We start from the raw sequence: 15,458 nt of genomic DNA, 5'->3' as shown, positions 1-15,458 counted from the left end.
CGTGTCCATCGAACATCCCGCATCCCCGCCGCGTCCCGCCCCTGGGACCCCGGCGCATCCGGCGTGCCCCGAGCCGCGCGGCGCGCTTCCCCATCCCCCCGGCTCCGCGAATGGCGCCATGACGGGACGGGAAGGATTTTCCGCCGCTGACCAGGAGGGGCGCCGGCCGGCCGGAATGGGCGCATGGCTCCTGCTCGGGTTCGTCCTCATCGTAGGAGCCGTGGCGGGAGCCGGCGCCGGTTACGGGCTCGCGCGCGGCGCATGGGTCATTCCCGGCGCGGTCGCGGCACGGCTTCCGGAACCGGTCGCGGCGTGGCTGCCCAAGGGCGCGCCACTTATGCCCCCGGACCTCAAGGATTATTCCTTCGAGCTCCTGGATCCCGAGACTAAATCGGGCGAGGCGACACTCAGGGTGCGTCTGCTCGACAAGCGCGCCGGCAAGCCCGTGGCCGACGCGCTTGTCTACGCCCGCCGCCTCGACATGGCACCCGACGGGATGCCGACGATGACGGGTAAGATGAAGCCGGAGGCGAGCCCGGAGGCGGGCATCTACGCCTTCAGGGCCAATCTGTCGATGGAAGGCCGCTGGCGCCTCTCGCTGGCCGCGAAGGTACCGGGCAAGACCGGCACAGTCCAAGATCAACTCGTGCTCAGGGCCGTCGAGTGATGGACCAGACGACACCGATCCACCTGGCGCGGCGACGTGACCGCGCGCACCCGGGCGGCCAGGCGAAGGCGTGGGCCGCGACCCTCGTTCTCCTGCCCCTCGCCGTCGGCGGCGGCGCCCTCGCCGGGCTGAAGGCCGGCGAGGCGGGATGGCCCCTGCCGGCATGGTTCCCAGCCTCGGTCTCCGGTCTGCTCGTCGGTCGCGACGCGAAGCCGGCCGCGGCCGCGGATGCGCCCGTGCTCTACTACCGCGACCCCGACGGAAAGGCGGCTTACGCGCTCGCGCCGGCGAGGACGCCCGACGGACGCGCCTACCTTCCGGTGCATGTCGGCGAGGATGTCGACTTCGAGCCGCGGCCCGCGGCGGCGAAGGAGACCGAGGCGAACGCCACCTACGCCGCGCCCCCGGGTGGAGGCCGGAAGATCCTCTACTACCGGAACCCAATGGGCCTGCCCGACACCTCGCCGGTGCCGAAGAAGGACTCGATGGGGATGGACTACCTCCCCGTCTACGAGGGCGAGGCCGAGGACGGAAACACCGTCAAGATCTCGCCCGGCAAGGTCCAGCGCACCGGCGTGCGCACCGAGCGGGCCGAACGTCGCGTCGTCAGCCGACCGGTGCGGGTCCCCGGCACCGTCACGCTCGACGAGCGGCGCGTCACCGTCGTGGCGACACGCTCGGATGCCTACGTCGACCACGTCGAGAACGTGACGACGGGCGACCGGGTGCGGAAGGGCCAGCCCCTGGTCCACGTCTACTCGCCCGAGATCAACGCGGCCGCCGCCCAGCTCATCGCAAATCCCGGCTTCGACGGGGCGCGGCGGCGCCTGCAGAACCTGAACGTCTCGGAGGAGGTGATCAACGAGATGGAGCGGACCCGGAAGGTGCCGATGGCCATCACCTGGTCCGCGCCCCGGGACGGCCTCGTGCTGCAGCGCACCGCCATCGAGGGCATGAAGGCTGCGGCCGGCGACACCCTGTTCCGGATCGCCGACATCTCGGTGATGTGGGTGCTGGCCGAGGTGCCCGAGTACGACCTCGGCAATGTCAAGGTCGGCCAGCCCGTCAGCGTGCGCGTGCGCTCGCTACCCGGGCGCAGCTTCACCGGCAAGGTCGGGCTGATCTACCCGCAGGTGAACACGCAAACCCGCACCACCCGCGTGCGCATCGAGTTGCCGAACCCCGACGGGGTACTGCTGCCCGACATGTACGCCGACGTCGAGATCGGGACCGGGGCGACGAAGCCCGTCGTCGCAGTCCCGAACGATGCCGTCATCGACACGGGCGCGCGCCAGGTCGTGCTCGTGGACAAGGGCGAGGGTCGCTTCGAGCCGCGCGAGGTCAAGGTCGGCGCCCGCGGCGAGGGCTACACCGAGATCCGCGAGGGTGTGCAGGCCGGCGAGCAAGTCGTGACCGCGGCCAACTTCCTCATAGACGCCGAGAGCAACCTGAAGGCGGCGCTGCAGAGCATGGCCGCGCCCAAGCCCCCCGCCGAGCCCCGGGCGCAGGCCGAGGAGAAGCCAGAATGATCGCGCGCCTCATCGGCTGGTCGGCCCGCAACCTCGTCCTGGTGCTGATCGGGACCGTCTTCGCGGTGGCGGCCGGTCTCTATAGCGTGCGCACCCTGCCGCTCGACGCCATCCCGGACCTCTCGGACGTGCAGACCATCGTCTACACCGAGTACCCGGGGCAAGCGCCCCAGGTCGTCGAGGACCAGGTCACCTACCCGCTGACCACCGCCATGCTCACGGTGCCGCGGTCAAAGGTGGTGCGCGGCTTCTCGTTCTTCGGGGTCTCGTTCGTCTACGTGATCTTCGAGGACGGCACCGATCCGTACTGGGCGCGCTCGCGCGTGCTGGAATACCTGAGCGCGGCCGGCAAGCGCCTGCCGGCCGGGGTGACGCCGACGCTCGGGCCCGACGCGACGGGGGTGGGCTGGGTCTACCAGTACGCCATCGTGGCCAAGCAGCAGACGCTCGCCGAGCTGCGCTCGCTGCAGGACTGGGTCGTCCGCTTCGGCGCCTCGCGCGCCGAGGGGGTGGCCGAGGTAGCGGGCGTCGGCGGCTTCGTGAAGCAGTACAACGTCGTCGTCGACCCGAACCGGCTGCGCGCCCAGGGTATCAGCCTCAGCAGGCTCCGGGACGCCATCCGGTCGAGCAACGCCGACGTCGGCGGCCGCACGGTCGAACTCTCCGAGTTCGAGTTCATGGTGCGTGGGCGCGGCTACCTCAGAAGCGTCTCCGACATCGAGAACATCGTCCTGAAGACGGAGGCCGGCACCCCGCTGCGGGTGCGGGACATCGCCCGGGTCGAGCTCGGGCCGGACGAGCGGCGCGGCATCACCGAGCTGAACGGCGAGGGCGAGGTCGCCGGCGGCATCATCCTGCAGCGCTTCGGCGCCAACGCCCTCACCGTCATCGAGGGCGCCAAGGCGAAGCTCGCGGAGGTCGCGAAAAGCCTGCCGGCGGGCACCGAGATCTTGGCGGTCTACGACCGCTCGCAGCTGATCGAGGCGGCCATCGACACCTTGAAGCACACGCTCGTCGAGGAGAGCGTCATCGTGGCGCTCGTCTGCATCGTGTTCTTGGCTCACCTGCGCAGCGCGCTGGTGGCCATCCTGATGCTGCCGGTCGGCATCCTGATGGCGTTGGGCGCCATGCATCTCCTCGGGATCGGCGCCAACATCATGAGCCTGGGCGGCATCGCCATCGCGGTCGGGGCCATGATCGACGCCGCCATCGTCATGATCGAGAACGCCCACAAGCACCTGGAGCGGGCGCCGCCGGGCAAGCCCCGGGTCGAGATCCTGGTCGAAGCGGCGGCCGAGGTCGGCCCGTCGCTGTTCTTCTCCCTCCTCGTGATCACGGTGAGCTTCCTGCCGATCTTCACCCTGGAGAGCCAGGAGGGGCGGCTGTTCGGGCCGCTCGCCTTCACCAAGACCTTCGCGATGGCCGCCGCGGCGCTCCTGTCGGTCACCCTGGTGCCGGCCCTGATGGTGCTGTTCGTGCGCGGGCGCATCATCCCCGAGCACCGCAACCCGCTGAACCGGCTGCTGATCTGGGTCTACCGCCCGGTCATCAAGGTCGTGCTGAGGGCCAAGGTGCTGACCATCCTGCTGGCGGTGGCGGCGCTCGGCCTGACCCTCTGGCCGGCCCGCCAGCTCGGCTCCGAGTTCATGCCGGACCTGAACGAGGGCACCCTGATGTACATGCCCACGACCTTGCCGGGCATCTCGGTGACCCAGGCCGGGGAGCTGCTGGCGACCCAGGACCGCATCATCAAGTCCTTCCCGGAGGTGGCTTCGGTCTACGGCAAGGCGGGGCGTGCCTCGACGGCGACGGACCCGGCCCCCACCGAGATGTTCGAGACGATCATCACCCTCAAACCGAAGGCGGAGTGGCGTCCCGGCGTGACGCTGGCGAGCCTCAAGGCCGAGATGGACAGGGCCCTGCAGTTCCCCGGGGTGTCGAATGCCTGGACGCAGCCGATCCGAGCCCGCATCGACATGCTCTCGACCGGCATCCGCACGCCGGTCGGCATCAAGGTCTACGGCACCGACCTGGCCGAGATGGAGAAGGTCGCCCGACAGATCGAGGCGGTCGTGCGCAACGTGCCGGGCACGTCGAGCGCCTACGCCGAGCGGGTCATCGGCGGCTACTTCCTCGACATCACCCCGGACCGCGAGGCGCTCGGGCGCTACGGCCTGACGGTCGGGGACGTGCAGGACGTCATCGCGACGGCGCTGGGCGGCGAGAGCGTCACGAACACGGTCGAGGGCCGCGAGCGCTACACCGTCAACGTGCGGTACCCCCGCGCCTTCCGTTCGGATCCGCAAGCCATCGCCACCGAGGTGCAGGTGCCGTTGCCGGCCGGCGGCACGGTGCCGCTCGGCGAGGTGGCCAAGGTGCAGCTGACCCGGGGGCCGACCTCGATCCGCACCGAGAACGGGCAGCTCGCCGTCTACATCTTCGTCGACATAACCGGGCGCGATCTCGGCGGCTACGTCGCCGAGGCCCGGGACGCGGTCGACAAGGAGGTCCAGCTCGCGCCGGGCACGAGCGTCCAGTGGAGCGGCCAGTTCGAGTACCTGGAGCGGGCGGAGGCGCGGCTGAAGATCGTGGTGCCCGTGACGCTGCTCGTCATCTTCCTGCTCCTCTACCTGAACTTCCGGCGCCTGACCGAGACGCTGATCGTCATGCTGTCCCTGCCCTTCGCCCTCGTGGGCGGCGTCTGGCTGATGTGGTGGATGGGCTTCAACATGTCGGTGGCGGTGGCGGTCGGCTTCATCGCGCTCGCCGGCGTCGCCGCGGAGACCGGCGTGATCATGCTGGTCTACCTCGACCATGCCTGGGACGAGCGTCGGGCCGCGGCCCTCGCCGCCGGGCGGGAGACCACGCGCGCGGACCTGTACCAAGCCATCATGGTGGGGGCGGTCGAGCGGGTGCGCCCGAAGATGATGACGGTCGTCGCCATCATGGCGGGCCTGCTGCCCATCCTGTGGAGCACCGGCGCGGGGTCGGAGATCATGCAGCGCATCGCGGTGCCGATGATCGGCGGCATGGTCTCCTCGACCGTGCTGACCCTCGTCGTGATCCCGGCCATCTACGGGCTGGTGAAGGAACGGAGGCCGACGCTTCGGCAGGAGCGGCGGGCCGCCGTGCACGCGGGCCTCCCCCGGGCCGCCGAGTGAGCGTGGCTGGACGGGCCGTCCCGGCGGCCGTGAGCAGACAGGAGTTGGTTATGAGCGAACTTTTCCGGCCGTCCCGACGCATGGTGGTCCTCGGCCTGGCGGCCGCCGGCGTACAGGCGGCGCGGGCGGAGGATCTGCCGGAAGTCGTCGCCACGAAGGACCCGAGCTGCGGTTGCTGCGAGGCCTGGGTCAAGCACCTGCGCGCCGAGGGTTTTCGCGTCCAGGTCGTGAATGCCCCCGTGAACCCGGTCAAGGCGAGGCTCGGGGTGCCGCGGGAGCTGGCCTCGTGTCACACGGCCCAGGTCGGCGGCTACGTGATCGAGGGGCACGTGCCCGCATCGGCCATCAAGCGGCTGCTGGTGGAGAAGCCTGCCGGCACCGGCCTCGCGGTGCCCGGCATGCCGGTCGGTTCGCCCGGCATGGAGGTCGACGGGGTGGAGCCCGCCACCTACGAGGTGGTGCTGTTCGGCCCTGGCGTGCGCACCACCTTCGCGCGATTTCGCGGCGGGCAGGCCGTCTAGCCGGGCATGGCGGCACGCCCGCCCTGGCAAGCAGGGGGCTTCTTGACCGAGGTCGACCGGACCGCCGCGGCATTGACCTTCGAGCGCGACGACGAGGACGAACTCTTGGCTTGCGGCGTCGGCCCGCGCATCGCCGTCGCCATCGTCAACGCGAGCAAGACATCGGCCGGCTTGGGCCGCCTCGACAACGTCCGCCACGGGACGGGGGAGCCGAGGCGGCTCTTGCCGAGGGCCCCGGGGGCGGCGCCACCGTCGGTCTCGTCGAGCTGAGGATTGCGTGCGGTGACGATCGCCATCCTGAGGCCTCGCCGCAGGTCAACCGGGGGCGCCGCGGCGGCACTGGCGGGGTGCCGGCCTTCCCAACGCAGGGCCCACCCACCGCGCTGTGGCTGGATGCAGGGAGCCCACGACGTCGCGGTCGTCGCGAGCCCTGCCGACATCTGGTTCGAACCCGGGGCACCCGAATCGGGCGACGCGCCGAGACAGCGGCCTTGGGACTGGGCGGGCGAAGCGCCGGCCGCCCTCGCGTGGGGAGCTCGGGCAAAACGGCAGGGTGGTGCCGCTAATCCTCGATCCAAGCGAGCTGCCGCCGGTACACCTGACCCTCGCCGCCACAGGACCGGCAATCGAAGTCGTGCCGCTGCCCCGTCCCCTTGCAGCTCGGGCACGTCACCAAGTCATACTGTGACCAGTCGTACCGGTCCGCCCGCTGCCGTTCCATGCGCCCGTCGCCGCCACAGGGTGGGCAGTCGTAGCCGTTGACCTGTCCGCTGCCGCCGCAGAGGCGGCACGGCACTTCGGCGTAGTCCGACAGGTCGACGCGCTCGGCGTGCCGTGCCTCGACCCGCCCGTCGCCCTGGCACACGGGGCAATCGAGGCCGTCCCGTCGCCCGCTTCCGTGGCAGAGGGGGCAATCGACCTCGTCGTATGCGGTTGGATCGATCCTGTCGGCGACGTGCCGCTCCATCGACCTCTCGCCGCCGCAGGCCGGGCACTCCTCGCCCTGCCGGCGCCCGACGCCCGCGCAGACGGGACAGGGCACTTCCTGGTAGTCCCTGGCGTCGACCGCTTCCGCGTGGCGACGCTGCATGCGACGCTCGCCGCCGCAGGCCGTGCATGGGCTCCCGTTGCGCTGGCCCAGCCCGTCGCAGACCGGGCAATCGACGGCTTGGTAAGCCGATACGTCGATTCGACGGGCCTCCGCCGTGCCGATGTAGCCTTCGCCCCCGCAGGCCGGGCAATCGGAGCCGTCCCACGAGCCCGCACCCCCGCAGAGCGGGCAGGCGGTCATCGAGGCGTCCCGCAGGAACTCGTCCCGCGCCTCGACGACGGCCGCGGCGAACGTCGGTATCCGAGCCCCGGGCAGCGTACGGGCTCCCTTCGCCGAGCTGGCGACCTTGGCCGCGAACTTGCCGTAGGACCGGCCGACGGGACCGGCCGTCGGCTTCGCGGTCGCGGCCCTGCTCGCGGTCTCCTCCAGCGCGACGATGTCCTGTTCAGCAAGGGCAACCGCGGCGCCGTGGGCCGCGGCGAACTGCGCGTTGGCCAGCAGGCCGCCGATCTCCTCGATCTGCCGGACGAGTTGCAGGACGGCGAGGCTCGCGTTCCGTTCGATGGTCCACCCCCGCACGCGCCGGTTGACGAGCATCTGCTTCACGGCCCGCACGGTCGCGAGGTCGACGTCGCGGGGCATGTACAGGCCCTTGTCGAAGTCCGTGTGGTGGTTCGGGCAGAGCCAGATGAGACCGGCGGGATGGTGGCTCAGGGTTTGCGAGACGGGCTCGATATGCGCGGCCTCGCAGTTCGCGCCGTGGTTGCAGATCGCGCAGCCGCAGTTCGCCTCAAGCTTGATCTCCAGGCGGACCTTCTCGGGCATGTGCGGACGCGTCTTGCCTTCCTTGACCGGCCAAGGTTCCCGCAGGAACTTGTCGAAGGCGGCGAGCTCGGCTTCCTCGTACCAGCGCAGCCCGTCCGCGGTCTCGCACGCGAGCTTGCGCCGGATGCCGGCCTTGGCCCCGTAGCGCGTGAAGTGTTCGAGCAGTTCCGGCGACATCCGCAGGCGGATCGCCGCTTCGACCTCCGACAGCTTCCCTTTGCCTTCGGGCTTGGTGTTGCTCGCCATCCGGGGGCTCTAGCGTCCGTCGAAACAGTCTTTGGCGTGCCGGCCAGGGACGGTCGCCCGCCGAGGGAGACGACGCGGCGGTCGCCCCTCGGCCCACCGGCTCGGGCCGGGCGCGCCCTTCTAGACTTGCCGGCGCCACCCGGCAACGACGTGCCCGGACCGGCTCGCCCGATGTACGTCCGAGCCGAACGGCACCGGACGCCTGGGTCGACGTGCTGCCCTCGCTGAAGCCGTCTACGCACCACTCGTCCCGCGGCGAAAGCGAGGGCCGCCTCGGTTCCTACTGGCCGAAGCAGGCGTACGACGGACCATGGTGGCAGGTGGCGTGATCATGGCGCGTGAAGTGGTTGTAGAAGCCGCGGTCGTGGGCGAGATGCTCGCACTCGTGATAGGAGTAGACGCAGCCGAGAAAGACCGGGCGATTATGTACCCGGAGTGTCCTGCCGGTCGGTGCGAGGCCGGCGCTCGAACCGTGATCGGACGCCGCGCCGTAGGGCGGCGGTGTCATCCGGAAGCCGACGGCACCTGCCCCGGTCGGGACCAAGACCAGGGCGAGTGCGGAGACGTAGAGAACCCGTTTGAGCATCGCGTATCCCTCCCGGGTCGTTTCCTGCAGTTGAGATCCCCCGTCCGGGATCGAGTAACGCACGAGCGGCCTGAAACGGTTGCACACCCCTAGGGGGTAATCGGCGCAGCGGGTCGGCGAAGTCTCCGGATCGGGTGAAGTTCGGAGCCTATCCGGGCCGAATGACTTCGTCTTGAAAGCGCCGCGCGCACGCCTAGACCCACGAAGGCCTCAGCTCCTGCCGACGATGGCAGCGCCCCGTCGATCGTTACCCCCATGGGGTACGTTAAGGGGACATCAACCGTGCCGTGGGAGGGTTCGCTGACGGGGACTGCGGGTGAGGGACCGGACGATGGGTGGAATCGGTGAAATGGCGCGAACGCTCGGCCTGCTCGGCTGCGGCCTGATCTCCGCGACGTTCGCGGCACCGTCACACGCGGCTGACCTGCCGCCGGCCGCGCCGATGCCGGAACTGCGCGGAACGCTCGCGCCGGAGGCCGAGGTGTCGGGCTTTTACCTCCGCGGCGACATCGGTTTCAGCAACCAATCCGTGGAACGGCTCTCCAACAGCCTGGACGCGCTCGGGACGATCGAGAAGGTCAATCTGGGTTTCGCGGGCGCCCCGCTCGCGGGCGGCGGCGCCGGCTACCGCTTCGGCCGGTGGTTCCGGGCCGACGTCACGGGCGAGTATCGCAGCGCCGCCGCGTTCACCGGGCTTGAGCGCTACCGCGACGCGAGCCTGCCGCTCGGGTACGGCACCGACGAGTACACCGCGTCGAAGCGTGAAGTGGCCGTGCTTCTCAACGGCTACGTCGATCTCGGCAATTGGTACGGCCTCACGCCGTTCCTGGGCGCCGGCGTCGGCGCGGTGCGGATCACGCTCGACAATTTCAAGGACACGAACGTCGTCACGCAGGGCCTCGCCTACGCGAAGGCAGGCTCGAAGACGAACCTCGCTTGGGCGTTGCACGCGGGTGTCGGCTACGAGGTGAGCCCGAGCTTCACGGTCGAGCTCGCATACCGCTACCTCAATCTCGGAGACGGAAAGACCGGCACTGTCTACAACTATGCCGGCCAGTGCGGGTCTTGCGAGGCGCTGACCTTCAAGAACGTCGATTCGCACGACGTGAAGCTCGGCTTGCGCTGGGCACCATGGGCCGCGACCGCTCCGGCCGAGCAGGCGCCGCTGGTGCGCCGGTACTGAGGTCGCGCGGTCCCGCGCGGCACCCGCACCGGTGGCGGGCTCCCCCGAGCCGGAACGGCGGCCACCACGCGGGCAGGATGGGGGTGCGTGCACGGCAGGGGCGATTGGCTTGCAGCCTCAAATCGCCAGGAAACGGCTTCGGACGCTCCACCAACAGCAGAAGTGTTCGTGCGTTGCCGATATTGGCGGCCTGTGCAAGGATTGGCCTGGGTACGAGAGGGTCTCTGGGTCCTTGGCAGTTCTTCGCGCAATGTTGCTTGCCGTGCTGGCGATGGCCGTGGCCATCGCCCCGGCGGCGCCGTGCACGATGCAGCGCCACGCCGCGGCCGACCACGCCGCCGCCGACCAGGCCGCCGCCGACCCGCACGCCCAGCACCGGCCCGCAGCCGGCCCCGCCGACGCGCCCGCGGCAGCGAGCGGCCAGGCGGATGGCGCGGACGGCCCCGACTGCCACCGGCTCGCCTCGGCCGGCCAGCACCACCCGGGCCCGCACGGCCACCACAAGCGGCCGGCCGGCTGCGCGGCCACCTGCTGCCCCCTGGCCTGCCAGGCGGCCTTGCCGGACGCGCCCTGGTCGGGCACGGCGCTGGTCCTGCGCCCCTCCGAGCCCATCGGCCTGGCCCAGGAGGACGGCGTCGCCCAGCCGCGTCCCCTGCGCATCGAGCGGCCCCCCAGGCAGCGCGCCTGACCGCGGCGGGCCAGACGCCCGCCCGCCCCCGCCCGCCGCACCCGGCCGCGCCCTGACCAGGATCCTGCCTGCGCAGGCCGCGCCCGGCCCGGCCGGCTCAGCCGCGCCTGCCCGCGCCCCCTCGCTGTCCGCCGGTCCGCGCCCCTGAGCGCGGCCGCCAGCCCCCGTTCGGGATCCGAAGCGATGCTCACCTTCCTCAGGCCGGCCGTGGCGCTCACGGCCCTGGCGCTCACGGCCTTGCCGCTGGCGGCCTGCGTGCCCACCGCCGCGCCGGACTGGCTGGTTGCCCCGGCCAACCCCGCCGCCGCCGTGCGCGCGCCGCGCTACTCCGCGGTCACCGCGGGCGTGGCGCGCTACGACGTGGTCGATCCCAAGGACTGGCGCGAGCTCAACCGCGCCGTGACGCCGAGATCCGGCTCGGGCGGCATGGAGGGCATGGAGGGCATGGACCACTCCCGCATGCCCGGCATGACCATGCCCGGCATGGGCGGCAAGCGCGACACGGGAGGGCGGTGATGCGCGAGCCCTGTAACCAAACCCCGCCCGCCCACGGACTCACCCCCAAAGGGAACCCACGGATGACCGCGACCGGCATGCGCTCGATGGCCGAGACGAAGCTGCCGCCCTTCGGGGTCGCGCGCTTCCGGAAGCCGCGATGAGGCAATCGTCCCCGATGAGGGCGGCGTCCCTGTCCGGGGAAGCGGCCGCCGGCGTGCGAGGTGGGGTGCCGGGCGCCCTCGTCCTGCCTCGCTCCCGGCTGTTCCTGGTCCCGTGCGCGGCACTCCTCCTTTCATCCCCGGCCGTCGCCGTCGGGGACGCGCCCGCGGGCGCGTCCGCCCCTGCCGCGCCGTCATCCGCGGGCGATGCGGCTCGCACGGCGTCGGATCAGGCCGGCTATCGGCGGATGCTCGCGCGCGAGGCCGAAGCGCGCGGAGTGCCCCCGGCCATCGCCGATGCCGTCGCGTACGTGGAGAGCGGGTACGATGCCGGCGCGGTCGGCGGGGTCGGCGAGCTCGGACTGATGCAGGTCCGGCCGACAACCGCGGCCATGCTCGGTCACACGGGTCCCGCCGGGGCCCTCCTCGATCCCGCGACCAACGTCCGCTTCGGCGTCGCCTACCTCGCACGAGCTTGGAAGCTCACGCAGGGCGATCTCTGCCGCACGCTGATGAAGTACAGGGCGGGTCATGGCGAGGAGCGGATGAGCCCGCGCTCCGCCACCTACTGCCAGCGGGTGCGGGTCCGCCTCGCGGCGACCGACGCTTCCCTCGCCGGGACCGCCCCACCCCCCTTCCGGGGAAGCGTCCGCGGGGTTCCCGCGGCGCGCGTCACGGAAAGCGACCCCCGTTCGGCAATCGCGCGGCGCCTGTGGGCCGAGCATGCGGCCCGTGTCCGCGGCATCGGGGCGCGCATCGACCGCATCATGGGCGGCGGCTGAGAACCTGTCGGAGCAAGCCACGTGAACGTCCGCCCCAGCCCGGTCCCGCCCGCCGTCAAACCACGTGCCCTGCCCGCCGCGGGCGGCGGCAGCTTGGAGGTCTGAACCCATGGACCACGGTCACCACGCGCACCATGCCCACGGGCACCGTCACGGCCACGGCGTGGCGTGCGCGGCCGGGGAAACCGCGACGGACCCCGTCTGCGGCATGCGGGTCGACCCTGCGGCCACGCCCCACCATGCCGAGCACGAGCACGCGACCTACCACTTCTGCTCGGCGGGCTGCCGCGCGAAGTTCGTGGCCGAGCCGGCACGCTACCTGGCGGCTGACAAAGGGCCGCCGGACGCCCCTGGCGGGGCGATCTACACCTGTCCGATGCACCCGGAGATCCGCCGCGACCGACCGGGCAGCTGCCCGATCTGCGGGATGGCGCTGGAGCCGCTCACGCCGACGAGCGGCCCGGTCGAGAACGCCGAGCTCAAGGACATGAGCCGCCGCTTCTGGGTCGGCCTCGTCCTGACCCTGCCCGTCTTCGCCCTGGAGATGGGGGGACATCTGACCGGCCTCGTCGACCGCCTCGGCCTGCAAACCTCGAACTGGGTCCAGCTGCTGCTCGCCTCGCCGGTCGTCCTCTGGGCGGGGTGGCCGTTCTTCGAGCGGGGCTGGCAGTCGCTGGTGAACCGCCGCCTCAACATGTTCACCCTCATCGCCCTCGGGACCGGCGCGGCCTACCTCTACAGCGTCGCCGCGACCGTGGCGCCGGGGCTCTTCCCCGAAGGGCTGCGCGGCCATGGCGGGGCGGTGCCGGCCTATTTCGAGGCCGCGGCGGTCATCACCGTCCTGGTGCTGCTCGGGCAGGTGCTGGAACTCGGGGCCCGCGAGCGCACCTCGGGCGCGATCCGGGCGCTGCTCGACCTCGCCCCGCAGAAGGCCTTGCGTCTCGGGATGGGAGGGGCCGACGAGGAGGTGCTCGTCTCGGCGGTGGCGGTCGGGGACCGCCTGCGCGTCCGACCCGGCGAGAAGGTGCCGGTCGACGGCGAGGTCGTGGAGGGGCGCTCGGCCGTGGACGAGGCGATGATCAGCGGCGAGCCGATCCCCGTCTCGAAGGAGCCCGGCTCCCTCGTGGTGGGCGGGAGCCTGAACACGACCGGGGGCTTCGTCATGCGCGCGACGCGTGTCGGGTCCGAGACCACGCTGGCCCGCATCGTCGCGATGGTCGCCGAGGCCCAGCGCTCGCGCGCCCCCGTCCAGCGCCTGGTGGACGATGCGGCGGCCTGGTTCGTCCCCGTGGTGATCTCCGTCGCCGCCCTCGCCTTCGTCGCCTGGATGGCCTTCGGGCCGGAGCCACGCTTCACCTACGCCCTCCTCGCGGCGGTCGCGGTCCTCATCATCGCCTGCCCCTGCGCCCTCGGCCTGGCGACGCCGATGTCGATCATGGTCGGGGTCGGTCGCGGCGCCCAGGACGGGGTGCTGGTCAAGAACGCCGAGGCCCTGGAGCGGTTGGAGAAGGTCGACACGCTCGTCATCGACAAGACCGGGACCCTGACCGAGGGCAAGCCCAAGGTCACCGCCGTGCTGCCGGCCCCCGGTTTCACGGACGCCGAGGTGCTGCGCCTCGCCGCCGCGGTCGAACGCGCGAGCGAGCATCCCCTGGCCCTCGCCATCGTCCGGGCCGCGGAAGCGCGCGGCGTCCCGGGGGCCGTGGCGTCCGACTTCGAGGCCCCGACCGGCAAGGGGGCGCTCGGCACGGTCGAGGGACGGCGCGTGGCCATCGGCAACGGGCGTTTCCTGGAGGAGCAGGGGACGGACGTGACGCTGCTCCAGGCGCGGGCCGAGGAGGTGCGCAGCCGGGGCGCGACGGCGGTCCTCGTCGCCGCGGGCGGGAAGCCGGCCGGCGTCATCGCCATCCAGGACCCCGTCAAGACGAGCACGTTCGAGGCCTTGCGAAGGCTGCGGGGGGAAGGCTTGCGCATCGTCATGTTGACCGGCGACAGCCGGACCACGGCCGAGTTCGTCGCCAGGTCGCTCGGCATCGACGAGGTCGAGGCCGAGATCCTTCCCGACCGGAAGGCGGAGGTGGTCAGGACGCTCCAGGGCCAGGGCGCGGTCGTGGCGATGGCCGGCGACGGGATCAACGACGCGCCGGCCCTCGCCGCAGCGGACGTCGGCATCGCGATGGGCGGCGGCACCGACGTGGCCATCGAGAGCGCGGGCGTGACGCTGCTCCGCGGGGACCTGGTCGGCATCGTCAGGGCCCGGCGCCTGTCCCGGGCGACGATGCGCAACATCCGCCAGAACCTGTTCTTCGCCTTCATCTACAACGCGCTGGGCGTGCCGGTCGCCGCCGGGCTGCTCTACCCGTTCCTCGGCATCCTGCTCTCGCCCGTCATCGCGGCGGCCGCCATGGCGCTCTCGTCGGTGAGCGTGATCGGGAACGCCCTGCGCCTCCGCACGACGCGGATCGGCTGAGGCAGGGCCATGGCCTGCGCGCCGCCGCCCTCCGCCGACGGGCCCGGCCCGACCCGCAGGGCGGAAACCCGGCGCGGGCGAATTCAGGGACATGCTCCCCTCCCTCCTTCGAGCAACCGCATGAGCCCGTGGAGACCATGACCACGCACCCGCTCGCACTCGGCGTCACAGGCGCCTACCTCGCCATGGTCGATACCGTCGTCCCTGACTTCGTCGAGGCCTTGTACCTCGTCGGTTCCGTCGCCATGGGCGACTTTCGGCCCCCGCTCAGCGACGTGAATTTCGTGGCGGTGTCCCAGGCTCGCCCGGGCCGGGGCGAGGTGGCCGCCCTCGCCGAGGCCCATGCCGGCCTCGCCCGCGGCTGGCCGGCCCCGGCGCTCGACGGCGTCTACCTGACCTGGGACGACCTGCGGGCCGGCCCGCTTGCCGTCCCGAACGGCCCCTGCGTCCGGCAAGGGCGATTCTTCGCGTCGGGATGCCACGACCGGCATCCGCTCACCTGGAGCGTCCTGAGGGCCAGCGCGGTCACCATCCGCGGTCCGCTCTGCGCGGGCACCGGGCTCTGGCGTGGAACGACCCACCTGGAACGGTGGGCCCTGGCCAGCGTCGACGAACGCCGGCGCGCTGGACTCGGACCCGATACGGCGGACGCGACGCTCCTCGCGGCGAACGGGGTCGAACGGTTCGTCCTCGGCATGTGCCGGCTCCATTACGTCCTCGCGACCGGGGTCGTGCCCTCGAAGAGCGACGCCGGCCTGTACGGGTTGATCACCTTCCAGCCGGAGTGGCATCGCATCATCGACGAGGCCCTGCGCATCCGCAGGGAACCGGGGGCGGAATGCCTCTACGCGACGCCCGGCGAGCGCGGCCGCGACGCGTTGGCTTTCGTCCGCCTCGTCGCGGACGACGCACGAACGCTCGTCGTCGGTCCTGGCGGTTCCGGACCGGGCTGAGGGCGCTCGGTCTCCCACATCGCCCGGCCGGGAACGGCCGCGCTGCGGTGCGCGGCCGCCTGTGCCGACCCGAGCTTGGCCGTTACGCCCGGCCTGCGGACGGGCCGCGAGAGGGGCGCCGACGAGATCGGCCTTCGTTC

13 protein-coding genes are annotated in these 15,458 nt (G+C 71.8%); 10 read left to right on the top strand and 3 right to left on the bottom strand.

Annotated elements, in window-relative coordinates; genetic code table 11:
• The first annotated feature begins 118 nt into the window (after positions 1-118).
• From MPPM_RS13895 to MPPM_RS13880, 4 genes are read left to right on the top strand one after another with little or no spacing between them, the layout of a single operon-like run.
• The gene (locus tag MPPM_RS13895) at positions 119-667 is read left to right on the top strand and encodes a FixH family protein (protein WP_063111106.1); all 549 of its coding nucleotides are present in this window, start codon (positions 119-121) and stop codon (positions 665-667) included.
• The gene (locus MPPM_RS13890) at positions 667-2,196 is read left to right on the top strand and encodes an efflux RND transporter periplasmic adaptor subunit (protein WP_063111105.1); all 1,530 of its coding nucleotides are present in this window, start codon (positions 667-669) and stop codon (positions 2,194-2,196) included. The genes MPPM_RS13895 and MPPM_RS13890 overlap by 1 nt, the downstream gene beginning before the upstream one ends.
• Positions 2,193-5,357, top strand: coding sequence for an efflux RND transporter permease subunit (locus MPPM_RS13885; protein ID WP_096485539.1), 3,165 nt, complete (start codon positions 2,193-2,195; stop codon positions 5,355-5,357). Before MPPM_RS13890 ends, MPPM_RS13885 begins: the two co-directional genes overlap by 4 nt.
• Positions 5,358-5,407: 50 nt before the next feature.
• The gene (locus tag MPPM_RS13880; protein WP_096485538.1) at positions 5,408-5,878 is read left to right on the top strand and encodes a DUF411 domain-containing protein; all 471 of its coding nucleotides are present in this window, start codon (positions 5,408-5,410) and stop codon (positions 5,876-5,878) included.
• Here MPPM_RS13880 and MPPM_RS13875 read toward each other — a convergent pair.
• The 3 genes from MPPM_RS13875 to MPPM_RS13865 all read right to left on the bottom strand — a co-directional run bounded on the left by MPPM_RS13875 (position 5,875) and on the right by MPPM_RS13865 (position 8,586).
• Positions 5,875-6,174 (bottom strand): hypothetical protein, encoded by a 300-nt coding sequence (locus MPPM_RS13875; RefSeq protein WP_096485537.1) that lies wholly within the window; start codon positions 6,172-6,174, stop codon positions 5,875-5,877. The genes MPPM_RS13880 and MPPM_RS13875 overlap by 4 nt on opposite strands.
• Before the next feature lie 266 nt (positions 6,175-6,440).
• Positions 6,441-8,000, bottom strand: coding sequence for an HNH endonuclease signature motif containing protein (locus MPPM_RS13870; protein ID WP_096485536.1), 1,560 nt, complete (start codon positions 7,998-8,000; stop codon positions 6,441-6,443).
• A gap of 280 nt (positions 8,001-8,280) precedes the next feature.
• Positions 8,281-8,586 carry a hypothetical protein gene (locus MPPM_RS13865; RefSeq protein WP_096485535.1) on the bottom strand — a complete coding sequence of 102 codons (306 nt, stop codon included), beginning with the start codon at positions 8,584-8,586 and terminating at the stop codon, positions 8,281-8,283.
• A gap of 349 nt (positions 8,587-8,935) precedes the next feature.
• On the opposite strand from MPPM_RS13865, the gene MPPM_RS13860 reads away from it, so the two are divergent.
• The 6 genes from MPPM_RS13860 to MPPM_RS13835 all read left to right on the top strand — a co-directional run bounded on the left by MPPM_RS13860 (position 8,936) and on the right by MPPM_RS13835 (position 15,318).
• Positions 8,936-9,769: an outer membrane protein gene (locus MPPM_RS13860; protein ID WP_238257918.1), complete on the top strand. Its 834-nt coding sequence runs from the start codon at positions 8,936-8,938 to the stop codon at positions 9,767-9,769.
• A 250-nt stretch (positions 9,770-10,019) separates the two neighbouring features.
• On the top strand, positions 10,020-10,457 hold the full coding sequence (locus MPPM_RS13855) for a hypothetical protein (RefSeq protein WP_173807995.1): 438 nt from the start codon (positions 10,020-10,022) through the stop codon (positions 10,455-10,457).
• A 183-nt stretch (positions 10,458-10,640) separates the two neighbouring features.
• Positions 10,641-10,973 carry a hypothetical protein gene (locus MPPM_RS13850; RefSeq protein ID WP_096487850.1) on the top strand — a complete coding sequence of 111 codons (333 nt, stop codon included), beginning with the start codon at positions 10,641-10,643 and terminating at the stop codon, positions 10,971-10,973.
• A 388-nt stretch (positions 10,974-11,361) separates the two neighbouring features.
• Positions 11,362-11,895: a lytic transglycosylase domain-containing protein gene (locus tag MPPM_RS13845; protein ID WP_432419818.1), complete on the top strand. Its 534-nt coding sequence runs from the start codon at positions 11,362-11,364 to the stop codon at positions 11,893-11,895.
• Positions 11,896-12,004: 109 nt separating this feature from the next.
• A complete protein-coding gene (locus MPPM_RS13840; RefSeq protein ID WP_096485532.1) occupies positions 12,005-14,365 on the top strand; it encodes a heavy metal translocating P-type ATPase in 2,361 nt (786 codons plus the stop codon).
• 137 nt (positions 14,366-14,502) lie between these two features.
• Complete coding sequence (locus MPPM_RS13835; RefSeq protein WP_096487849.1) at positions 14,503-15,318, top strand: aminoglycoside adenylyltransferase domain-containing protein; 816 nt, start codon at positions 14,503-14,505, stop codon at positions 15,316-15,318.
• The last annotated feature ends 140 nt before the right edge of the window (positions 15,319-15,458 follow it).

The organism is Methylorubrum populi, assembly GCF_002355515.1.
Lineage (GTDB): Bacteria > Pseudomonadota > Alphaproteobacteria > Rhizobiales > Beijerinckiaceae > Methylobacterium > Methylobacterium populi_A.
Note: the sequence above shows the minus strand (reverse complement) of the source record. Positions and strands in the feature narration are given on the sequence as shown.